Raw genomic sequence first — 22,169 nt, 5'->3', positions numbered from 1 at the left:
AATCCGCCGAGGCCTTGCGGGAGGCGGCGCGGGCACTCGCCGCCGTCTCCGACACCGCGCGGCTCGATGCCGAGCTGCTGCTGGCCCATGCGCTGGGGGTCACCCGGTCGGAGCTGCTGCTGCGGCACGGTGACGCCGAGGTTCCGGCCAGCTTCACCCCGATGCTGGAGCGGCGCCTGAAGCATGAGCCGATCGCCTATATTCTTGGAGTGCAGGAATTCTATGGACGCCCGTTTTTGGTGGGCCCTGCCGTCCTCATTCCCCGGGCCGACAGCGAAACCACGGTCCAGGCGGCGCTCGATGCCTGCGTACAGCCGGCCCGGGTGCTCGATTGCGGGGTCGGATCCGGCGCCTTGCTGCTGACCGTTCTGGCGGAGCGGCCCGGAGCGGAAGGGGTCGGGATCGACCGATCCGCCGATGCGCTGGAAGTCGCCGCGCGCAACGCAGCCGGGCTGGGGCTGGCGGAGCGCACCCGGCTGCTGCGGCGGGACTGGCATGAAGCGGGCTGGCGGGCGGAGCTCGGGCGGTTTGACTTGATCCTGGCCAATCCGCCCTATGTGGAAACGGGTGCCGCGCTTGCCGTTTCCGTGCGCGGGCATGAGCCGGCGGGCGCGTTGTTTGCCGGGCCGGAAGGGCTCGACGATTACCGCGTCCTGCTGCCCATGCTGCCCGACCTGCTTGCCCCGGGGGGAGCAGCGGCGGTCGAGATCGGCGCGGCTCAGGCCGAGCCCGTGACGCAAATTGCTGAAGCAGCGGGATTTGTTGCGGAATTGCACCACGATCTTGCCGGGCGCCCACGCGTGCTGGTTTTGCGATTAGGGCTTGGCAAAGGGGGCTAGAGTGTTTACCTCAGCCACAGGCCAGTGGCAGGAGCGGCAAATCCGCATGCCGGGCCTAAATCCATCATTTGCGTGTGATGGCGACAGAAGTCGCCGCGGATTGTGCAGATGGGGAACCACGGAGCGCCCACCGGGCCACGTGGCGAGGGGTCATGCGACTGCGCCGGAGGAAGCTCCCGCCGGTCTCTATTGAGGAAGCGAATTCCCTTGAACAACAATAGAAATAACAATCGCCGGCGCGGCCGCGGCAATAATCGCGGCTCGGGCGGCGGTAACCAAGGCAACCGGATCGACAGCCGCGCTCGCGGCAACGCTCCGCAGTTGCTGGAAAAGTACAAGAAACTGGCCCACGATGCTTCGCTGAACGGCGACCGTGTGCAGACCGAATACTACCTGCAGTTTGCGGATCACTATTTCCGCGTTCTGGCCGACGGCAAGACCCCGCGGGAAGAGTCCCGCTCACGCCGCGACGATCGCGAGCAGTCCTTCGACGACGATCAGGACGAGGATGAGAACGACAACGAGTTCGAATCCCAGACGGAAGATCGCGGCAACCGCAGCGATCGCGGTGACCGGAATGATCGCAACGACCGTGGTGATCGCAACGAGCGCGGCGGGCGGAACGATCGCACCCGCGGACGCAACGCCAAGGGCCGCAATTCCGACGAGAACGACGCGGATCGCGAGGGTGAAACCCGGATCGAAGGTGAAGGCGCGAGCAAGGATGAGGAGGAAAATCCTTTCGTCCGCGAGGCCAAGCCGCGCCGTGCCCGCCGCAAGCCCGAGCCGGGCAGCGAGGCAACCGAAAGCGGCGCTGCCGACGAAGACAGTGCCGCCGAAGCCCGTCCCGCCCGGAAGGCTCGTACTACCCGGAGCGACTCCGCCCGCAACGAGTCGGCCGGCAACGACAGTGTCGATCCGGCCGTTCTTCCGCCCGCTATCGGAAGCGCAGAGGCAAGTGAAGAAGCGCCCAAGCCGCGCCGCCGCACGCGCCGCACGCCTTCGACCGACGGCGGCGAAGAAACGCTTGAAGCGGTAAGCTGACAAGCGCGGCTGCCGCTTGCGTGCAAGCGGTCGCCGCGCCACATGCGCGCTTATGCGAATGACCGAGCGCGTTTCTTCCCTGATCCAGAGCCGGCCCGGCTTGTTTGCCCTGATCCTGGGCGTTCTGGCCGCGACCGGTTTCCGGCCGCTTGGCTTATGGCCGCTTGCGCTTGCCGCGATGGCCGGCTTCATCTGGCAGATCTCGCAAACGCCAAACTGGCGCCGCGCGGCTTGGCTCGGCTGGCTGTTCGGCCTTGGCCATTTCACGTTCGGCAACAACTGGATCGCGGCGGCCTTTACCTATCAGGGCAACATGCCGGCGGTGCTTGGCTGGATCGCGGTCCCGCTTCTGGCGGTCTATCTTGCCGTCTATCCCCTGCTGGCGGCTGCGTTCGCGCGGCTGATCGCCCCGCGCGGCGGGTGGCCGCTGGTGCTGGCGTTTTCCGGGTGCTGGATCATCGCGGAATGGCTCCGCAGCTGGGTGTTCACCGGCTATGCCTGGAATCCGTTCGGCATTGTCCTGCTGGGCCCGTTCGCGCGCCCCGGCCTTGCTGCCCTCGCCCCGTGGATGGGTACATATGGATTGTCCGGGCTGGCGGTGTTTCTGGCCGGCGCCTTCCTGCTCCTGCTGAAGGAGCGGCGGCTTGTTCCGGCTGGGATCGTCGGCGTGCTGGTCTGCGCCGGAATGTACTGGCCGGCAGTCGGCCTACGCAGCGAAGGAACCTTGCGCGTCACGCTGGTCCAGCCCGATATCCGTCAGGACCGTCTGAACGATCCGCGTTTCTTTGAAATCAACTTCTTCAAGACCGCCGGTCTCAGCCTTCCCAGGAAGGACTGGCCTGAGCGGCTGGTGCTGTGGCCGGAATCCGGGCTGCCGGATTACCTGCGCGACGGATACCCGCAGCACTATTACAATTCGACCACCGCGCGGGGCAGCCCGGCTTACGCGCGTGCGCGGGTTGCCCGGGTGATCGGCCCGGGAAGTCTGCTGATGACGGGGGCGGTCGATCTCGACATAGAAAATGGCCGCGCGGTCGGAGCGCGCAACGCGGTAACGGCCATCGATTCCGCCGGGAAAATCCGGGCGAGCTATGCCAAGGCGCATCTTGTCCCTTATGGCGAATATCTGGCGCTGCGCTGGTTGTTCGAACCGCTGGGCCTGACCCGGCTGGTTCCCGGCGCGCTCGATTTCCTGCCGGGGCCGGGACCGCAGACGCTGGACCTTGGGCGTTGGGGCCAGGCGGGCATCCAGATCTGCTATGAAATCACGTTTTCGGGTCAGGTGGCGGACCGCGCCAATCGGCCGGACTACTTGTTCAATCCGTCGAATGACGGCTGGTTCGGCCGCTTCGGGCCGCCGCAGCACCTTGCCCAGGCGCGGTTGCGCGCGATCGAGGAAGGCTTGCCGGTCCTGCGCGCCACGACAACCGGCATCAGCGCGGTGATCGACGCGCGCGGGGTCGTGCGGCAGTACATCCTGCGGCATCGGTCCGGCCGGATCGACGGGTTCGTTCCCCCGCCGGGTGAGCCGACGCTGTTTTCCCGGCTCGGCAACATTCTTGGACTTGGCTGGGCCGCCGTCTTCCTGGTTCTTGCTATAATTGCCTTGCGCCGAAAGCGCGGCTAGAGGCCCTCTTTCTTTTCAAGAGCCTGCATTTCCCGGAGATATTTCCGCATGCGTCAGAATTACCTGTTCACTTCCGAAAGCGTCTCCGAAGGGCATCCGGACAAGGTTGCCGATCAGATCTCCGATGCCGTGGTCGATCTGTTCCTGTCGAAGGATCCCGAAGCGCGCATCGCTTGCGAAACGCTGACGACCACACAGCGCGTGGTGCTGGCGGGCGAGATCCGCTGCAAGGGCGTGTTCGAGAACGGCGAATGGGCCCCCGGCGCGGAGGAAGAAATCGAGCGCGTCGTTCGTCAGACCGTGAAGGAAATCGGCTACGAGCAATCGGGCTTCCACTGGGAGACGCTCGAATTCCAGAACTATCTCCACGGGCAGTCGCCGGAAATCGCGCAAGGCGTCGATGCCAGCGGCAACAAGGACGAAGGCGCGGGCGACCAGGGCATCATGTTCGGCTTCGCGTGCGATGAAACGCCCGACCTGATGCCGGCCACGCTCGACTACAGCCACAAGATCCTTGAGCGTCTCGCCGCCGACCGGAAGTCCGGCGCAGCGCCGTTCCTTGAACCGGACGCGAAAAGCCAGGTGACGCTGCGGTTCCGGGACGGCAAGCCGGTGACCGCCACCGCGATCGTCGTCTCGACCCAGCACGCCAAGGGCTATGACAAGGGCGAGAAGGAAGCGGAGCTGAAGGACTACGTGAAGCGCGCCGTCGCCGACGTACTCCCGGCGGAGCTTCTTTCCGATGCGACGGTCTACCACATCAACCCGACCGGCGCGTTCGAGATCGGCGGGCCGGACGGCGACGCAGGGCTGACGGGCCGCAAGATCATCGTCGATACCTATGGCGGCGCTGCGCCCCATGGCGGCGGCGCGTTCTCGGGCAAGGATCCGACAAAGGTGGACCGCTCGGCTGCTTACGTCACCCGCTACCTGGCCAAGAACATCGTCGCGGCCGGCCTTGCCAGCCGCTGCACGATCCAGCTCGCTTATGCGATCGGGGTGGCAGAGCCGCTGTCGCTTTATGTTGATACGCACGGCACCGGCAGCGGGGACGACGCGCAGCTGGAAGAAGCGGTGCGGCAAGTCGCTGCCGAAAAGCTGGGCGGGCTGACCCCGCGCGGCATCCGCATTGGCCTTCACCTGAACAAGCCGATCTACCGCAAGACCGCCGCTTACGGCCACTTCGGCCGCAAGCCGGACGGCGATCTGTTCCCGTGGGAGCGGACCGATCTGGTGGACGCGCTGAAGGCCGCGACCGGGGGCTAATCCTCCCGGACGCGGGCCAGGTCCGGTCCGACATGCCGCGCTGCCAGCAGATAGTGCAGCGCGGCCCAGAGGTAGATGGCAGCGGTCAGCGCCATCGCATAGGCAAGCCCGCGTCCGGGGGAATACCCGGACGCGAGGAAGCGGTCGCTGAGAAAACCGACCAGCAACGGCCCAAGTCCCTGACCGATCAGGCCGTACATCGCGTTCAGCAGCGCCGATCCTGTCGCGCGCATCCGGGAATGCAGCAGGTTCTGGAACACGCCGTACGTCACGCCGAGGTAGGTGTACTGGAACAGCGCGGCGATTGTCGTCAGGGCCAGCAGCAGCACCACGTGGTCGCGCGTGATGGCGAACATGTAGAGCGGTGAGGCGATCAGCAGCGCGATCCCGGGGATCAGCGCGTAGGCGGCCGGATTGCGCTTGCCGAAGCGGTCCGCTGCCCAGCCGCCCACCAGCACCGCCACCGCCCCGGGAAAGCTTGCCAGGAGCCCGGCGAACAGTCCCGCCTCGGCCAGCGAGAAATCGAACCGGCGAACCAGGAGGAAGGCGACGAAGGAGTTGAGGCCGAATCCGACCATCGACGCAATCGTTGAGCCGAACAGCAGCTGGCGCGCGCTCTTGAGTCGGAACAGGCGGGAAAACACTGCCCCGATCGGCGGCACGTCCGCGCTCTTTTCCCGGTCATAGCGCCCGCGCGGCGGCTCCGCGATCAGGGCCCAGGCCGCCACGGCCAGCAGCAGGCCGGGAATGGTCGCGATGAAGAACGCCATGCGCCAGCCAAAGTTCTGGGCAATCCAGCCGCCCCCTGCCGAACCGAGCAGGGCCCCGATCGGCGGTGCGAGCAGCAGGACGGACAGGGCTGTGGCGCGCCGTTCGGCCGGAAAGTAGTCCGCCACCACCGACTGGGTCGCCGGAAGGCCGACAGCTTCGCCCACGCCAACCCCGATCCGGGCGAACAGCAGTTGCATGAAGCTGCCGACCAGCCCGCAGGCCGCCGTGGCGAGGGACCACAGCATGGTGCCGATCGCGATCAACGAGACGCGCGGCCCCCGCTCCGCATAACGCGCCACGGCAATCCCGAGCGTGACGTTGAGCACCGCAAAGGCGAGGCCGGTGAGCAGGCCGACCTGGGTGTCGGTTATCCCGAATTCCGCCTGGATCGGCACTGCCAGGACGTTCAGCACGATCCGGTCGATGAACCCGACCGTGCTGATGGCCGTCAGTATGATCAGCGCCAGCCATGGCGCATCCCGCCGCGTTTTCAGTGCCATCCGCTTCCCTCCCGTTCCCCTTTGCGGGGATTTTCAGGAAACGTAGCTTGCCGTGGTCTTCTCCGCCACTTCTTCCGCGCTGACACCGGGCGCAAGTTCCACCAGCCGGAACGGGCTGGCGTGATCGGGGCGGCTGAACACTGCAAGATCGGTGATCACCATGTCCACCACGTTCCGGCCGGTGAGCGGCAGGGTGCATTCGGGGATGAACTTCGGGCTGCCGTTCTTGGAGACATGCTCCATCACGACGATGATCTTCTTCACGCCGGCAACAAGGTCCATCGCGCCGCCCATGCCCTTGACCATCTTGCCCGGGATCATCCAGTTGGCAATGTCCCCGTTTTCAGACACTTCCATCGCGCCCAGCACGGTCAGGTCGATGTGCCCGCCGCGGATCATCGCAAAGCTTTGCGCGCTGTCGAAGTAAGCGGATTTCGGCAGTTCGCTGATCGTCTGCTTGCCGGCGTTGATCAGGTCGGGATCGACTTCATCCGGATACGGGAAGGGCCCGATGCCGAGCATGCCATTTTCCGACTGCAGCGTGATGTCGATCCCGGCGGGGATGTGGTTGGCGACGAGGGTCGGGATGCCGATGCCGAGATTGACGTAAAAGCCATCCTCGAGCTCCCGCGCGGCGCGGGCGGCCATCTGATCGCGCGACCATCCTTTCAGCTCTTCGGACATCAGGCGGTCTCCCTTTCGCGCGTGGTCACGAATTCGATCCTCTTGTCATACGGCGCGCCGACGATCATCCGCTGGACATAGACGCCGGGCAAATGGATGCAGTCGGGATCGAGACCGCCCACGGGGACGACTTCCTCCACTTCCACCACGCAGACCTTGCCGCAGGTGGCTGCGGGCAGGTTGAAGTTGCGGGCGGTCTTGCGGAACGTCAGGTTCCCGCTTTCATCCGCCTTCCAGGCCTTCACGATCGCAAGGTCGGCGAAGATGCCGCGTTCGAGGATGTATTCCTCGGGTCCATTGGGGCCATCGAAGACCTTCACTTCCTTGCCTTTCGCAATCGCGGTGCCGACCCCGGTTTTGGTGTAGAATCCGGGAATGCCGGCGCCGCCAGCGCGCATCCGTTCCGCCAGGGTGCCTTGCGGGCAGAATTCCACTTCCAGTTCCCCGGACAGGAATTGCCGTTCGAACTCCTTGTTCTCCCCGACGTAGGAGGAGATCATCTTGCTGACTTGCCGCGTGCGCAGCAGCTTGCCGATGCCTTCGTTGTCGATCCCGGCGTTGTTGCTGGCAAAGGTCAGGTTCTTGACCCCGCTGGCCTGGATTGCATCGAGCAGCCGCTCCGGAATGCCGCACAAGCCGAAGCCGCCGGCCGCGATCAGCATTCCGTCGCGCAGGACGCCGTCGAGGGCCGCGGCGGCATTGGGATAGAGCTTTTTCATCGTCGCTCCTGTTGGTTGTGCTGTCGCGGTCTAGGCAATCGGGCTGCTGCTGTCACCGGCCCCGCTCGCGGTGCGCGAACGCTGGTGCGTTTTTGCGCCGAAACGTGTAGTCCTGGGGCATGCAGCTCCATTCTCGCCTCGCCGCCGCCTGCTGCGCCGCTCTGGTCGCCGGATGTGGCAGCGGGCTCGCTTCCCAGACGCAGGAGCAGACGGCTCCCGCGCCGGCTTCCACGGACAGCTCGGTCGAGGATGCAACCGCAGCAGCGGCGGGGCCAGTAGAATACCGGCTAACCGGAACCGAACCCTTCTGGGCGGGCGAATTGCGCGCCGACAGCTTCCGGTATTCCACCCCGCTTGATATCGATGGCACGATCATCCCCGGCCGCCGCGCCGACCTTCCCGATGGACGCGTCCGCTTTACCGGCACGGACGAGGGCCGCGACTTTGCGCTGACGTTGACGCCTGCATCCTGCAACAACGGAATGTCGGATCAGATCTATTCGTTCGAGGCGGTTCTGACGATCGACGGGGAGCAGCGACGGGGCTGTGCAGGACCGGCAGACAGTCCGGCGTTCGACTGACTTTGCTGCGGTGCAGCATGAGGTGTCCCCGGACGAGTACCTACGTATTTACCAGTAGATGGCGGAAAACAGCCGTTTTTGGGCTTTGGTTGCATAATACGCAACAGATGGTGAACTTTTCGCACTTGCGAGATGAGGGGGTCTGGAGCATACCAAAATCGCCTTTCAGGCATCCTCTCCCAAAACTTCCAAGGCCCGGCCGGCAACGGTCGGGCCTTTTTTTGTGCTCCGCCCGGCCCGCTCCGCAGGGCCTGTGCGGCACCATTCTTCCGTTCGCCGGTTTGAAATCGGGAGAGGGCAATCCTAGCTCTCCTGCACGATCAACAAGCGATGAGGAGCAAGAGAGCCGATGGCGGATGCGGACGCGGCCCAGCAGGTGGAAGAAGGGACAGTCAAGCTTCAGGTGGCCGCTGCCCGGCAGGAAGAAAGCGGCCGCGGAATAGCGCGAATGCCGCGATCGGCCTTTCAGGCACTCGGCATTACTGAAGGCGATCCGGTGGAAATCGAGGGCAAGCGCTCCAGCGCTGCCATCGCCATTCCTGCTTACCATGAGGACGAGACGCTCCAGGTCATCCGGCTCGACGGTCTGCTGCGCGCCAACGCGGAAACCGCGTCGGGTGAGCATGTGAAGATCCGGCGCGCCGAATCGCGCCCCGCGACTCGCGTCGTCTTCGCGCCGGCGCAGCGCGAGATGCGGCTGCAGGGACCGACCCAGGCGCTGAAGCGGGTGTTCTTCGGCCGTCCTCTGGTTGCAGGCGATCTTGTTGCGACCCATGGGCAGCAGCCGGTGCAGGACGTGCCGCCAGAGGTCCGCCGGATGTTCAACGCGCCCGCCTATGCGCTAACCCAGATCCGGCTGCAGGTGGTCTCGACCGCGCCCAAGGGCATCGTCCACATCGACGAGAACACCGAAGTCGAACTGCGCGCCGAGTTCGAGGAGCCGCGCGATGGCCGCGGTGCCGTCAACTACGATGACGTCGGCGGGATGGAAGACACCATCAAGGCGCTGCGCGAGATGGTGGAGCTACCGCTGCGCTATCCCGAACTCTTCACCCGGCTTGGCGTCGATCCGCCCAAGGGCGTGCTGCTCCACGGTCCGCCCGGAACCGGCAAGACCCGGCTGGCGCAAGCGGTGGCGAATGAAAGCGACGCCGAGTTCTTCTCCATCAACGGCCCGGAAATCATGGGCTCCGCTTACGGCGAGAGCGAGAAGCGCCTGCGCGAAGTGTTCGAGGAAGCGACTCGCGTCGCTCCCGCGATCGTCTTCATCGACGAGATCGACTCGATCGCGCCGAAGCGGCAGAACGTCACCGGAGAAGCGGAAAAGCGGCTGGTTGCGCAGTTGCTGACGCTGATGGACGGGGTCGAGGCCCGGTCGAACCTCGTGGTAATCGCCGCGACCAACCGGCCCGACGCCATCGACGAGGCGCTTCGCCGCCCCGGCCGGTTTGACCGCGAGATCATCATCGGGGTGCCGGACGAAAGCGGCCGGCGCGAGATTCTGGGCATCCACACCCGCGGCATGCCGCTGGGCGAGGGAGTCGACCTGAACGAACTGGCGCGCGGAACCCACGGGTTTGTCGGGGCCGATCTGGCTGCGCTGGCGCGGGAAGCGGCGATCGAGGCGGTTCGGCGGATCATGCCGAAGATCAACTTCGACGACCGCACGATCCCGACCGAAGTGCTGGAAACGCTGCAAGTGGAGCGCGACGACTTCAAGGCGGCGCTGAAGCGCGTCCAGCCGAGCGCGATGCGCGAAGTCATGGTTCAGGCACCGACGGTCGGCTGGGCCGATGTCGGGGGGCTGGGGCAGGCGCAGGAACGCCTGCGCGAAGGCGTGGAACTGCCGCTGCGCAACCCGGGCGCGTTCGAGAAGATCGGTATTCGTCCGGCCAAGGGCTTCCTGCTCTACGGCCCGCCCGGAACCGGCAAGACCCTGCTGGCGAAGGCCGTGGCGAAGGAAGCGGAAGCGAATTTCATCTCGATGAAAAGCTCCGACCTTCTGTCCAAGTGGTATGGGGAGAGCGAGCAGCAGATCAGCCGCTTGTTCGCCCGCGCCCGACAGGTCGCCCCGTGCGTGATCTTCATCGACGAGATCGACAGTCTGGTGCCGGCCCGCGGGACCAGCGGAAACGAGCCGCAAGTCACCGCGCGCGTGGTCAACACCATCCTCGCCGAAATGGACGGGATGGAGGAACTGAACTCCGTCGTGGTGATCGGCGCGACCAACCGCCCCGCCTTGGTCGATCCTGCCTTGCTGCGGCCCGGCCGGTTCGATGAACTCGTCTATGTCGGCACGCCGAGCGAGGAAGGGCGGGAGCGGATTCTCAACATCCACACCCGCAAGATGCCGCTGGCGCAGGAGGTGGACTTGTCGAAGATTGCCGCCGAAACCGACCGCTACACCGGTGCCGATCTGGAAGACGTGGTCCGCCGCGCCGGCCTGATCGCGATCCGCAAGCGCGGGGAGCAGGCGACCGAAGTGACGGCGCAGGACTTCACCGAAGCGCTTGAGGACAGCCGGCCGACCGTGACCCAGGAAATGGAGCGGGAATACGAGCGGATGAAGGGCGAGTTGAAGAAGCGCGCCATGCAGATCAATCCGATCGGCTTCATCACCGAGGGAATGGTCGAACCGACCCGCGAGAAGAAGCACGGATAGGCAGAGGCAGACGGGCCTGCCTATCCCGGCAAAAGCTGATCCCCGGAGACGGTTTCCAGCCGTTTCCGGGCGATCGCTTCGGGCTGGTTGTCCCGAATCCAGGCGAGCATGCCTTCGCGGATGGCGCAGCGCAGATCGAAGGCGCTGGATGCGTCCCGCGCGCTCATCAGCAGGCGAACCTCGATCGCGTCCAGGCGGGTTTCCGTAACGCGCAGGTTCTGCACCCGTCCGTCCCACAAGTCCTGCGTGGCGATCTGCCGCTCGAATTCCTCACGGATCGGGTCGATCCGGGCGAGGGGATCGAGATGGAGGAATACGGTGCCCAGGATCTGCGCCGATTGCCGGGTCCAGTTCTCGACCGTTTCATCAAGGAAGCGGGAGGTCGGCACCACCAGCCGGCGTTCGTCCCACAGCCGGACCACCACATAGGTCATGCGGATATCCTCGACCCGGCCGAACTCGCCGTCGATGATCACCACGTCATCGATGCTGATCGGTTCGGTCAGGGCCATCTGCAAGCCGGCGATCAGCGACTTCAGGGCCGGCTGCGCCGCGGCGCCGACCGCGAGGGCGGCAAGGCCGGCGGAGGCAACCAGCGTCACCCCGACTTCCCGCACGCCGGGTATCGACAGCAGCATCAGGCCGATCGTCACGAAGACGACCACGAAGCTGATGATGCGGGAGAAGATCGACAAGCGGGTTCGCCGCCGCCGGGTCGCGAGGTTGTCGGCGTTCGAGATGTCCGCGCGCTGCTCCATCACCCGGACGAGCGCGTTGAGCAGCGCCAGTATCATCCAGCCAAGCAGCGCAGGGATGACGAAGCCGGCCAGCCGATCCCAAAGCAACGCCAGAGCCGGGGTCCTGCGGGCCACCAGGACGAGGGCGAGGGCGATCATCACGTAGCGCGCCGGCTTCGCGATACGCTCAACGATGATGTCGTCGCTGTCGCTGTCGCTGGCCCGGGCTACTCGTCGCAGCAGATCGAACAGCAGGCGGTGCACCACCAGCGCCAGCGCAATGGCCAGCGCGCCAGAGACAAGCGCGACGATGACTGGTGCCAGCCAGCCGGGCGCATCGGGAAAAAGACCAGCGATCCGGGACGTCATGCGGGGCGACCTATGGACCGCGCCGCGCTGCCGCAACCCTGCATTTCACGTCAGTGCGCTTCGTCCCAGCTGGGCCCGCTGCCGATCTCGATCCCCAGGGGAACGTCGAGCTGGACGGAGGGAAGGGCAGCTTCCGCCATGACCCGCTCAATGATCGGAGAGGCCGCTGCGACGTCGCCTTCGGGCAATTCGAACAGCAGTTCGTCGTGCACCTGCAGCAGCATGCGGATATGGGCGAGCCCGGCATCGGCAAGCGCGGGCCCCATCCGCGCCATCGCCCGCTTGATGATGTCGGCGCTGGTTCCCTGGATCGGCGCGTTGACTGCCGCTCGCTCTGCACCTGAACGCTCATTGGGGTTCTTGGCGTTTATGCGCGGGAACCAGGTTTTCCGGCCGAACAGGGTTTCCGAATACCCGCGCTCCCGCACGCCTTCGAGCGTGCCGACGATGTAGCGCTGGATGCCGGGGAATCGCTCGAAATAGCGGTCGATCATCGCCTGCGCTTCTTCGGATTCGACCGCGAGGCGCTGCGCCAGTCCCCAGCGCGAGATGCCGTAGAGGATCGCGAAGTTGATCGTTTTCGCGTTGGCGCGGGTGTGGCGGTCCACGTGGCCGAACAGCTCATTGGCGGTACGGGAGTGAATGTCCTCTCCCCGCGCGAACGCGTCCTTCAGCGGCGGGACGTCGGCCATGTGCGCGGCGATCCGCAACTCGATCTGGCTGTAGTCGGCGGCGAGCAGCACATTCCCGGACTCCGCGACGAAGGCGCGGCGGATCTGCCGGCCGATGTCCGTGCGGATAGGGATGTTCTGCAGGTTCGGCTCGGTGGAGGAAAGTCGCCCCGTCTGCGCGCCGACGAGGTTGTAGTTCGTGTGGACTCGTCCGGTTGCCGGGTTGATCGCGGCTTGCAGGGCATCGGTGTAGGTGGACTTCAGCTTAGTCAGCTGACGCCAGTCGAGCACCTTCTGGGCGACCTCCGCCCCTTCGCCGGCGATCCGTTCCAGCACGGCCTGATCGGTGGAGTACTGCCCGCTCTTGCCTTTGCGTCCGCCCTTGTAGCCGAGCCGGTCGAACAGGACCTCGCCCAGTTGCTTGGGACTGCCGATGGTGAATTCCCCGCCCGCTTGCTGGAAGATCTCGGTTTCCAGCCCGGCAATGGTTTCGGCGAATTGTCCGGACAAGCGGGCCAGTTCTTCCCGGTCCACCTTGATGCCGTGGCGCTCCATCCGGGCGACGGTGCGGATCAGCGGGCGGTCCACCCGTTCGTAGACGCGCGTCCCCCGTTCCGCCAGAAGCCGGGGTTTCAGCGTCTTGTGGAGCCGCCAGGCAAGCTCCGCGGATTCGGCGGCGTAGGGCATTGCCTGTTCGACGGACAATTCGGCAAAGGGCACGGCTTTCTTGCCCGTCCCGAGGATGTCCTTGAGATTAAGCCGGGTATGGCCAAGGTGCCGGTTGGCGAGGTCTTCCATCCCATGGCCCCCGCCCGTTTCGGGCCAGCGGCCGGCATCGAGCGCAAAGCTCAGCATGATGACGTCGTCGGCCGGTTTCAGGTCGATCCCGTGGCGGGCGAGGATGTTGACGTCATACTTGGCGTTCTGCGCAACTTTCAGCACCGCCTCGCTTTCGAGCAGCGGCTTGAGCATCGCCAGCGCGGTTTCCCGTTCGATCTGCTGCGGCTTTTCCGCGAACATGTCGCCCTTGCCGTGGTTGAACGGCACGTAGCAGGCATCGTTGGGTCCCAGCGCAAGCGCGATGCCGTTGATGTCCCCGCTGACGGGGTCGGTCGCGCCGGTCTCGGTCTCGATGGCGACGGTCCGAGCTTCGAACGCTCGCTCAATCCAGGTTTGCAGCCGCTCTTCGCTCTGGACGCACTCGTAGGCGGAGTGCGCGACGTCCGGCATTTCAGGCAGGGGCTGGCGATTGCCTTCCGCCGAGGCCGGGGCGCTGCGGGTCTGCTGCTTGGGCGGGTTGAGGTTGGTCTTGCGTTCCGGGCTGCCGCTTCCGGCTTCGAGCCGCTGCAGCAGCTTGGCAAATCCGTGGGATTCGAGGAACCGGGCGAGCGGTTCCTTCGGTACGCCGTCCAGCTTGAAGTCCTCCAGCGGGATCGGGAGTGTGCAATCTTCCTTCAGCTGGACGAGTTGCCGGCTGAGCAGTGCCATATCCCGCCCTTCGATCAGCCGTTCGCGCAGCTTGGACGGCTTCATGCCGTGTGCCGCGTCCAGTGCCGCTTCCAGGCTGCCGTTGTCCTGGATCAGCTTGGACGCCGTCTTGGGGCCGATCCCGAAAATGCCCGGGACGTTGTCGACCGAATCGCCCATCAAGGCGAGGACATCGCCGACCTTTTCCGGTGGGACGCCGAACTTCTCGGTCACTTCGGGAATGTCGATCCGCTGGTTCTTCATCGTGTCCAGCATGTCGATGCAGCCGCCCTCGACCCCGTCATGCGGCTGGGCGCAGCGGCCGACCAGCTGCATCAGGTCCTTGTCGGAGGAAACGATCGTTACATCCCAGCCGCGCCGGGTTGCCTCACGGGCATAGGAGGCGATCAGGTCGTCCGCCTCCAGCCCTTCTTCCTCGATACAGGCGAGCGAGAAGGCGCGAGTCGCGTCGCGAATCAGTGGGAACTGCGGGACCAGATCCTCTGGGGGAGGGGGGCGGTGAGCCTTGTAGTCCGCATAAAGATCGTTGCGGAAGGACGTGCTGCCCTTGTCGAGAATCACTGCAAGGTGAGTCGGCCCATCCGCCTGATCCAGATCGCTGGCGAGCTTCCAGAGCATCGTCGTGTACCCGTAAACCGCGCCCACAGGCGTGCCTTCCGGGTTCGAAAGCGGCGGAAGCCGGTGATAGGCGCGGAAGATATAGGCCGATCCATCGACCAGGTAGAGATGCGGCTTGGGCGTGTTGCCGGGAGTGTCCATGCCGCTTGCTAGCAGGCCGCGCGGCGCAGGTCAGCCGGTAAGGCTGCCCTATTGCGGGCACAATTGGCTGCTAGGGATTCGCCCAGAATAGCGCGAGTTTCGCCACGGTTCGGAGGTAGGGATTACCCCGTGCCGCGATTTGTGTTGCGCGGCCATATTTTTGCCATTATTGATCCGCTCGAAGCCGGGAAAACGGCTTTCGCACGGCAAGGCCCGTGCGGTATCACTCGATCTCAAGGATCACACGAATGCGCAAGATCGTTCTCGTCGCCGCCGCTTTCGGCGCCCTCTCCCTCGCCGCCTGCTCCGAGCAGGCTGAGGACGCGACTGCCGTAAACGCCGACGCGGCTCTGGCCGATGCCGAAACCGCTGAAGTTGTTGCACCGGTTGACGCCGCCGTCGACCAGAGCGCTGCTGCTGTCGATGCCGCTGGCACCGAAGCCGTTGAAGCCGTCGAAGGCGCTGCCGTCGAAGCCGACGCCGCTGTGACCACCGAAGCGGAAGCTGAAGTGGCTGAGCCGGCTGCCTGATTTTTCAGGATTGCAAGAAAGGGGCGTGGCCTGAAAAGGCCGCGCCCTTTTTTTATGCGTTGGTGAATTGCGCCCGGCCGGGAATAGTCCGCAGCCGGGCGCAGCTTTCAGGCTATGCCCGTTACTTCGCCGTATACGTGGCGTTGACCAGCTGCACGGCAGGCTCGGTGTACCCTTCGTAAAGCGCACGCGCGATATGCGCGATCTTGCTTTCGCGGCCGGGGCGGCTGCCTTGTCCGGTGACATAGATCGACACGGCAATCGCATGCCCATCCGCGCCGGTCACGATACCCACGTCGCTTGACGTGTTGTTGAGCGACCCGGTCTTGTGCGCCACGGTGACGCCATCGGGCAGCAGCGCCGGAATGCGGCGGACGCCCGTGCGGCACTTTTCCATGATGCCGATCAGCAGGTTGCGGCTGGACCGGCTGAGCCATTTGCCCTGGTAAAGGCCAACCAGCATCTTGGTCATCGCGCGCGGCGTCGTGCTGTCGCGGACGTCGACCTGGACTGCGGGATCGATCTCTCCATCATCGCGCACCAGCGTTGCGATGTCGCGGGTCAGCTGGAAGTTCGGAATTCCGGCCCGGGTCGCCCAGTCATTGACCGCGCTCGGCCCGCCGACGACGGCGAGCAGTCCGTCCGTCGCCGTGTTGGAGCTGCGCGTCAGCATCAGTTCCAGAAGCTGGCTGGCGGACAGCACCGTTCCCGGACGAACCGGGGCCTTCTCGCTCGAAAACGCGCGGGACGCGACCGGCACCATCAGCGGAAAGCGGTCGCTCAGCTTCCAGCGGCCTTGGTCGACTCCTTCGAGGAAGGTGGCGGCAATCGCGATCTTGCTCGTGCTCGCCATCGGGAATCGCTGGTCGCCCAGGATGGAGACTTCTTCGCCGGTCACGAGATCGATGGCGGCAACTCCGATGCGGCCTCGGGCCCCGTCCGCCAGTTCCGCGATTCGCTGTTCGAGCGGGCTGCGGAAATCCGGCTCGTAATCCCGCGGTACCCGGATTTCGGTGCCGAGGGTGCTGTCGAAGACTGCCTCGATCCCGGTCTCGCGCGCCTGCGCGGAAGTGATGGTTGCTCCGGCCAGCGCGACGCCAGCTGCGATTCGTCCTAGGAAGCCCGCTTTCATAATAAGAGCACTATCCAACCTAGTGCGCTGAAAAGTCTAGCCGTAGCACTACTTGCTAGCCTTGCGGCGCGATGAATGGTGCTGTTGCCGGGCTGCGGTGAGGAACGCCCGGTCGGTTAACCGGGCTTGCGGAAGCGCAGGGCAAACTGGTCCGTCCGTCCCCGGATCGAAGGATCGAATACGGCCACGGTCCGCGGATCGCCGGGATTGGCGTACAAGTCGTCTTCTTCCGCCAGCACGAATCCGGCAGCCTGGACGGCTTCGATTGCCGTTTGCCGGTCCATCCGGTGGAGCGTGCCCGATGCCGAGGTGCCGGTGCCGGGTGCCGCGCTGTGATCGATCACCACCAGTGTCCCGCCGGGCCGCAACGCGTCGTGCAACGCAGCAAGCGTGCGCTGCGCGTGGCCGGCCGGGGCGCGGTCGGTGTAGAGATCGTGCAGGTTCTGCGCGGTGATGATCGTGTCGAGCGGTTCCGGAAACTGCGGTGCGACGATCGGGCCGCGAACCGGAACCACGTTTGTGTACTGAGCGGCAAGCGTTTGCTGCGCGGTTCCGTTTTCGGCTCGCATCGCGACGAATTCGTCCGGCATGAAGGCGTAGACCTTGCCTTGCGGCCCGACCGCGGTCGCCAGCAGGCGCGTGATGTAGCCGCCGCCCATGATGTAATCGCCAACCTTTTCGCCCGGGGCAACTTGGGCGAACGTCAGCAGCTCAGCCGGCTTGCGGTTCACGTCCCCCTCCCGGTCCGCTGCGGGCCTGCGCGCGTCTGCGACCGCAGCGGAATAGTTCGCCGCGCTCATGGCCGGAGAAGGAAGCGACCCGGCAGGGGCGCACGCGGAGAGCAGGAGACTGGCGGCTAACGGCAGGGACAAGCGCATGGTCGGCATCCTTCTTCCGGTTGTGCCGCTTGTCTAACACCGTCCATTTGCCGGCGCCAACTGCCGTAAACCCGGTGCCTACATTCCGAAGGGATAAGTGTCCGGCAAGCCCGTCTCGGGTTCCGGGCCGCCCAGCGGTTCAAGGGCGCGGGTTTCATCGAACCATGCGTAGGCATCGAACTGCTCGGGCAGGACCGCGTCGGAATAATGGCTCCAGCGCTCCGTCTCCGGCCGGTAGATTACCCCGATGAATCGTTCGAGCCGGGGCTCGGCAAGACGGCGGCAGACGGTGCTGTCGCGGTCCGTCAGGTCAAGCAGGAAGCGGGGCACTCCGCTGTCGTGGCAGACCCGTTCGTAGCTGTCGCTGCGGGACGGCAGCACGCGCTTGACCTTGCGGGGGGAATCCCAGTCATCCGCCGCGCTGACGGTTCCGGTGTGCGTGCCGAAGCCGATCAGCGCGGATTCGTCACCCCAGCGTTCCCGGACCAGCTGGCCGATGTTGTGCTCCCCGCGCACCTCGCCCATTTCGGTAGCCCGGGCATCGCCGATATGGCTGTTGTGCGCCCACACGATCGCCTTTGCATCCGGCCCGCCGTGATCGAGCAGGTGATCGAGCGTTTCGGCCATGTGGCTGTCGCGCAGGTTCCAGCTTTCCGCTCCGCCATAGTACATGATGCGGTAGTACCGCTCCGCCGAGGCGACCAGCCGCGCGTTCATCGCGGCGCCGAACAGGCCGCTGTCTTCATCGCCCAACGCCCGCAGCAGCAAGTCCCGGCACTGTTCGATCACCAGATGCTCGCACTCGGCGTAGCCCTTTGTCATCGCGGCGCGGCCGTAGGTGGCCGGATCGGCCTGCCAAGGGGTAAGGCAGCCGTACCGCTCCCGCGCGACCTTGGCCGCTTCGGGATCGTTTTCGTCCAGGTAGGCCAGCACGGCCTCGATTGAGCCCGACATGTTGTAGATGTCGAGCCCATAGAACCCGGCCATCTTGTCCGGATCGCGCCCTGCGTTGATCGCGCGCAGATCGTGGCCGAGCTGGGCGATGACGGTGTTGCGCCACATCCAGGTGGGGAAGCGTTCGAACGGGGCGGGCGCGCCTTCGCGCGGCGGCTGATGGCGGATGTACCGATCGAGCGATGCGGCATCCGGCCAGTCCGCTTCGGCCGCGACAATGGTGAAGCCGTACTTTTCAACGAAGCGCCGGGTGATTGCTGCCCGTGCGGCGTAGAATTCGTGCGTCCCGTGGCTCGCTTCGCCAAGCAGGACCACGCGCTTGTCGGCAAAGCGATCGAACGCGGCGGCAAAGTCGGGATCGTCGATGTCGGGCAGGGGCACGGCAGCCTCTGCCACGCATTCCGGCAGGCTCAGCCTCCGGGCCGGCTGGTGATTGGTCGCAGAGCGGCTGCCGTCCTCATACCGGCCATGCTTGCCGATCAGGGGCACGAAGCGGACGCGGCCGAGATCGTGCTCGGTCCATTCGTTCTCCCCGGTGCGGGTGATGCAGCACAGCGACTGCATGTCTTCCCCGCCGACCGGCACGATCAACTTGCCGCCGATCGCAAGTTGAGCCTTCAGCGGTTCGGGCACTTCGTCCCCGCCGGCCGCGACGAGAATCGCATCGAACGGCGCTTGTTCGGGCATTCCGCCGCTGCCGTCGCCTGCCATGACCACGGCGTTCGTGTAGCCGAGTTCCAGCAGCCGCCGCTGCGCCTCCCGGGCTAGGCTTTCATGCCGCTCTATCGCGAAGACTTCATCCGCGATCAGCGAGAGGATCGCCGCGGCGTACCCCGATCCCGCACCAACTTCGAGCACGCGGTCGCCGGGGCTGACGTCGGCCGCCTCGATCATCAACGCGACGATGTAGGGCTGGGAGATCGTCTGCTCCTCCCCGATCGGCAGCGGTCCGTCCTCGTAGGCGAATTCGGCCATTGCTTCGGGGACGAACCGCTCCCGCGGGACCTCGCGCATCGCGGCAAGGACATCGGGATTACGGATGCCGCGCGCCTCCAGGTGACGGGACACCATCCGTTCGCGGAGCTGTTTGGGATCGGTCATGGCGAGCCTCCTGCTCAGGTTTTGGAGAAGTTGCCGCACAGTTACCGGGCAGTCACCGTAACGGGATCACGCGGCGGCGATGGCCTGCTCGATCACTTGGGTGGATTCTCCGGTCAGATCCTTGGCGAGTTCGGCTACGATCCGCGACTGGAGCTGCTTGTGGTAATGCCGGCGCATCTCGCCCAGGGTTCGCGGGTCGGCGATCACCACCAGTTGCTCGATCTCACCGGAAAGAGCCTTGGCGTTCAGCCATTCGGCCGCGGCCGCACCGTGGGCGAATTCGTTCAGGTCCGTGCTGCTTCCGCCTGTCCGCTGGGTTCCCTGGTCATGCAGCCGGATGCCGGCGCTGAAATTGGTTTCCTCCAGTTCCGGTTCGGCGATCTTCTCCAGCTTCGGCTCGAAGATCTGGCCGACATTGCGCATCACGATGAAGCGCTTGCCATCCACGATCGCGACATGGGCCTGGTGCGGACATTTCATTGGGGGTTTTCTCCTGCTTTTGGTCGAGTTGCCCCTTTTCAATGAGCAAAAGCCCGCGCGGTGCCTGAAATGCCGCCGCGCTGAGGCGCAGAGGCGGCAGGGCGTGCCCGAAACGGGGGCAAGGCTGGCTCCAGATGCGGCCCGAAGGGGAAACGGCCGGGTCTTCCTGCGTTTGCCCGTCATGCCCGGCCCACGAACCGATACTCCGGCCACCACGCCGCCGCTCAGCCTGTTGTTCGGCTACGGTCCGATGCTGCCGATCCTGGCAGCCGGGATCGCCGCGCTTGCGGGGTGGGAGTGGGCGATCGAGGCAGGCCGCCTGTGGAGTGCATCGATCCTGATCTTCCTGGGCGGCGTGACCCGGGGGCTCAGCTTCTTCACGGCGGGCGGCCCGCGCCTGCCGCAAATCGGGATCATGCTGCTGCGGTTCGTGCTGGGGCTGTCGGCGCTGGTCTTGCCCAGCGTGCTGGCGTTCGCGGCCTTGCTGGCCGGGTATGCCTCTGTCCCGCTGTACGATGTTCAGGCCGCGCACCACGGCACCGCGCCGCGTTATTTCGCGCGGCTGCGCTGGCCCCAGATGGGCCTTGCGCTGATCGGCCTTGCCTTGCTGCTGGCCGCTTCCCTGCAAGCGAACTGATGCAAAAGGAATGGATACGAAAAGGGCCGGGGGATCGCTCCCCCGGCCCGATTCATTCGCGTCAGGCGCTTGAGCTTAGAAGCCCATGCCGCCCATGCCGCCCATCCCACCCATGTCGGGCATCGCCGCACCGGAAGACTTGTCTTCCGGGAACTCGGTGATGGCCGCTTCGGTGGTGATCAGCAGGCCGGCGACCGACGCTGCATCCTGCAGCGCGGTGCGGACGACCTTGGTCGGATCGATCACGCCGGCACGGACGAGGTTTTCGTACGTGTCGGTCGCGGCGTTGAAGCCGAGCGTGTCGTCCTTGCCGTCGATCAGCTTGCCTGCAACGACCGCGCCGTCATGGCCGGCGTTCTCGGCGATCTGGCGAACCGGAGCCTGGAGCGCGCGGCGGACGATGTCGATGCCGCGGGTCTGGTCTTCGTTCTCGCCGCTCAGGCCTTCGAGAGACTTGGTGGCGTAGAGCAGTGCCGTGCCGCCGCCCGGAACGATGCCTTCTTCGACCGCGGCGCGGGTTGCGTGCAGCGCGTCATCGACGCGATCCTTGCGCTCCTTCACCTCGACTTCAGACGCACCGCCGACCTTGATCACCGCAACGCCGCCAGCGAGCTTTGCCAGGCGTTCCTGCAGCTTTTCACGGTCGTAGTCGGACGTGGTCGTCTCGATCTGGGCGCGGATCTGTTCAACCCGGGCCTTGATGTCGGGCTGGTTGCCGGCACCATCGACGATCGTCGTGTTGTCCTTGTCGATCGTGATGCGCTTGGCTTCGCCCAGCATGCCGACAGTGACGGTTTCCAGCTTGATGCCGAGATCTTCGCTGACCATTTCGCCGCCGGTGAGGATCGCGATGTCCTGCAGCATCGCCTTGCGGCGATCGCCGAAGCCCGGAGCCTTGACCGCCGCGACCTTCAGGCCGCCGCGCAGCTTGTTGACCACGAGGGTGGCCAGCGCTTCGCCTTCGATGTCTTCGGCGATGATCAGCAGCGGACGTCCGCTCTGCACCACGGCTTCGAGGATCGGCAGCATCGACTGGAGGTTCGAGAGCTTCTTCTCGTGGATCAGGATATACGGGTTATCCAGATCGACGGTCATCTTCTCGGGGTTGGTGACGAAATACGGGCTGAGGTAGCCGCGGTCGAACTGCATGCCTTCGACGACGTCCAGCTCGAATTCGAGACCCTTGGCCTCTTCGACCGTGATCACGCCTTCCTTGCCGACCTTTTCCATCGCTTCAGCGATCTTTTCGCCGACTTCGCGATCGCCATTGGCGGAGATGACGCCGACCTGGGCGATCTCGGACGACCCGGACACGTCCTTCGAACGGCCCTTGAGATCCTGGACCACCTTGGTGACGGCAAGATCGATGCCGCGCTTCAGGTCCATCGGGTTCATGCCGGCAGCGACCGACTTCATGCCTTCACGCACGATCGCCTGGGCCAGAACGGTGGCGGTGGTGGTGCCGTCACCCGCAAGATCGTTGGTCCTGCTGGCAACTTCGCGCACCATCTGCGCGCCCATGTTCTCGAACTTGTCCTTGAGCTCGATTTCCTTGGCGACGGTGACGCCGTCCTTGGTGATGCGCGGCGCGCCGAAGCTCTTGTCGATCACGACGTTGCGGCCCTTGGGGCCCAGCGTGACCTTTACCGCGTTGGCGAGCGTATCGACGCCCTTGAGGATGCGCTCACGCGCATCGCGCGAGAATTTCACGTCCTTGGCAGCCATTGTTCAATTCCTCTT

The 22,169-nt window shown here is 65.3% G+C and carries 18 protein-coding genes; 8 read left to right on the top strand and 10 right to left on the bottom strand.

The window, feature by feature from the left end; genetic code table 11:
* The first annotated feature begins 14 nt into the window (after window positions 1-14).
* From prmC to metK, 4 genes are all read left to right on the top strand, one after another.
* Complete coding sequence (prmC, locus tag ELY13_RS01740; RefSeq protein WP_241233487.1) at window positions 15-839, top strand: peptide chain release factor N(5)-glutamine methyltransferase; 825 nt, start codon at window positions 15-17, stop codon at window positions 837-839.
* Between the two features lie 207 nt (window positions 840-1,046).
* Entirely contained in the window at window positions 1,047-1,883 is an 837-nt protein-coding gene (locus ELY13_RS01735) for a DUF4167 domain-containing protein (protein ID WP_126172138.1), read from the top strand.
* A 58-nt stretch (window positions 1,884-1,941) separates the two neighbouring features.
* Window positions 1,942-3,510 carry an apolipoprotein N-acyltransferase gene (gene lnt / locus ELY13_RS01730; protein WP_126172248.1) on the top strand — a complete coding sequence of 523 codons (1,569 nt, stop codon included), beginning with the start codon at window positions 1,942-1,944 and terminating at the stop codon, window positions 3,508-3,510.
* Between the two features lie 48 nt (window positions 3,511-3,558).
* Window positions 3,559-4,776: a methionine adenosyltransferase gene (gene metK, locus ELY13_RS01725; RefSeq protein ID WP_126172137.1), complete on the top strand. Its 1,218-nt coding sequence runs from the start codon at window positions 3,559-3,561 to the stop codon at window positions 4,774-4,776.
* On the opposite strand, the gene ELY13_RS01720 is transcribed toward metK, so the two are convergent.
* The 3 genes from ELY13_RS01720 to ELY13_RS01710 are packed head-to-tail and all read right to left on the bottom strand — an operon-like array spanning window position 4,773 to window position 7,450.
* Complete coding sequence (locus ELY13_RS01720; RefSeq protein WP_126172136.1) at window positions 4,773-6,047, bottom strand: spinster family MFS transporter; 1,275 nt, start codon at window positions 6,045-6,047, stop codon at window positions 4,773-4,775. The two genes, metK and ELY13_RS01720, sit on opposite strands and share 4 nt — an antisense overlap.
* Window positions 6,048-6,080: 33 nt before the next feature.
* Window positions 6,081-6,731 carry a CoA transferase subunit B gene (locus ELY13_RS01715; RefSeq protein ID WP_126172135.1) on the bottom strand — a complete coding sequence of 217 codons (651 nt, stop codon included), beginning with the start codon at window positions 6,729-6,731 and terminating at the stop codon, window positions 6,081-6,083.
* Entirely contained in the window at window positions 6,731-7,450 is a 720-nt protein-coding gene (locus ELY13_RS01710; protein ID WP_126172134.1) for a CoA transferase subunit A, read from the bottom strand. The genes ELY13_RS01715 and ELY13_RS01710 overlap by 1 nt, the downstream gene beginning before the upstream one ends.
* Before the next feature lie 119 nt (window positions 7,451-7,569).
* On the opposite strand from ELY13_RS01710, the gene ELY13_RS01705 reads away from it, so the two are divergent.
* Window positions 7,570-8,031: a COG3650 family protein gene (locus ELY13_RS01705; protein WP_126172133.1), complete on the top strand. Its 462-nt coding sequence runs from the start codon at window positions 7,570-7,572 to the stop codon at window positions 8,029-8,031.
* Window positions 8,032-8,380: 349 nt separating this feature from the next.
* Complete coding sequence (locus tag ELY13_RS01700) at window positions 8,381-10,693, top strand: CDC48 family AAA ATPase (RefSeq protein WP_126172132.1); 2,313 nt, start codon at window positions 8,381-8,383, stop codon at window positions 10,691-10,693.
* 20 nt (window positions 10,694-10,713) lie between these two features.
* On the opposite strand, the gene ELY13_RS01695 is transcribed toward ELY13_RS01700, so the two are convergent.
* Window positions 10,714-11,799 carry a mechanosensitive ion channel family protein gene (locus ELY13_RS01695; protein ID WP_126172131.1) on the bottom strand — a complete coding sequence of 362 codons (1,086 nt, stop codon included), beginning with the start codon at window positions 11,797-11,799 and terminating at the stop codon, window positions 10,714-10,716.
* Window positions 11,800-11,849: 50 nt separating this feature from the next.
* The gene (gene polA / locus ELY13_RS01690; RefSeq protein ID WP_126172130.1) at window positions 11,850-14,717 is read right to left on the bottom strand and encodes a DNA polymerase I; all 2,868 of its coding nucleotides are present in this window, start codon (window positions 14,715-14,717) and stop codon (window positions 11,850-11,852) included.
* Window positions 14,718-14,965: 248 nt separating this feature from the next.
* Between polA and ELY13_RS01685 the strand changes: the two genes are divergently transcribed.
* Window positions 14,966-15,247, top strand: coding sequence for a hypothetical protein (locus tag ELY13_RS01685; protein WP_126172129.1), 282 nt, complete (start codon window positions 14,966-14,968; stop codon window positions 15,245-15,247).
* Window positions 15,248-15,368: 121 nt separating this feature from the next.
* Here ELY13_RS01685 and ELY13_RS01680 read toward each other — a convergent pair whose 3' ends face one another.
* The 4 genes from ELY13_RS01680 to ELY13_RS01665 form a co-directional block, all read right to left on the bottom strand.
* Window positions 15,369-16,379: a serine hydrolase gene (locus ELY13_RS01680; protein WP_126172128.1), complete on the bottom strand. Its 1,011-nt coding sequence runs from the start codon at window positions 16,377-16,379 to the stop codon at window positions 15,369-15,371.
* 116 nt (window positions 16,380-16,495) lie between these two features.
* Window positions 16,496-17,257: a class I SAM-dependent methyltransferase gene (locus tag ELY13_RS01675; RefSeq protein WP_126172127.1), complete on the bottom strand. Its 762-nt coding sequence runs from the start codon at window positions 17,255-17,257 to the stop codon at window positions 16,496-16,498.
* A gap of 78 nt (window positions 17,258-17,335) precedes the next feature.
* Window positions 17,336-19,312 (bottom strand): protein-L-isoaspartate(D-aspartate) O-methyltransferase, encoded by a 1,977-nt coding sequence (locus ELY13_RS01670; protein ID WP_126172126.1) that lies wholly within the window; start codon window positions 19,310-19,312, stop codon window positions 17,336-17,338.
* Window positions 19,313-19,378: 66 nt separating this feature from the next.
* Window positions 19,379-19,792: a baeRF12 domain-containing protein gene (locus ELY13_RS01665; RefSeq protein ID WP_126172125.1), complete on the bottom strand. Its 414-nt coding sequence runs from the start codon at window positions 19,790-19,792 to the stop codon at window positions 19,379-19,381.
* A 181-nt stretch (window positions 19,793-19,973) separates the two neighbouring features.
* Between ELY13_RS01665 and ELY13_RS01660 the strand changes: the two genes are divergently transcribed.
* Window positions 19,974-20,429 (top strand): DUF3429 domain-containing protein, encoded by a 456-nt coding sequence (locus ELY13_RS01660; protein WP_126172124.1) that lies wholly within the window; start codon window positions 19,974-19,976, stop codon window positions 20,427-20,429.
* A 75-nt stretch (window positions 20,430-20,504) separates the two neighbouring features.
* On the opposite strand, the gene groL is transcribed toward ELY13_RS01660, so the two are convergent.
* Window positions 20,505-22,154: a chaperonin GroEL gene (groL, locus tag ELY13_RS01655; protein ID WP_126172123.1), complete on the bottom strand. Its 1,650-nt coding sequence runs from the start codon at window positions 22,152-22,154 to the stop codon at window positions 20,505-20,507.
* Between the last annotated feature and the right edge of the window lie 15 nt (window positions 22,155-22,169).

The sequence above is a fragment of the Altericroceibacterium xinjiangense genome (assembly GCF_003958635.1).
GTDB classification, from domain to species: domain Bacteria; phylum Pseudomonadota; class Alphaproteobacteria; order Sphingomonadales; family Sphingomonadaceae; genus Altericroceibacterium_A; species Altericroceibacterium_A xinjiangense.
Note: the sequence above shows the minus strand (reverse complement) of the source record. Positions and strands in the feature narration are given on the sequence as shown.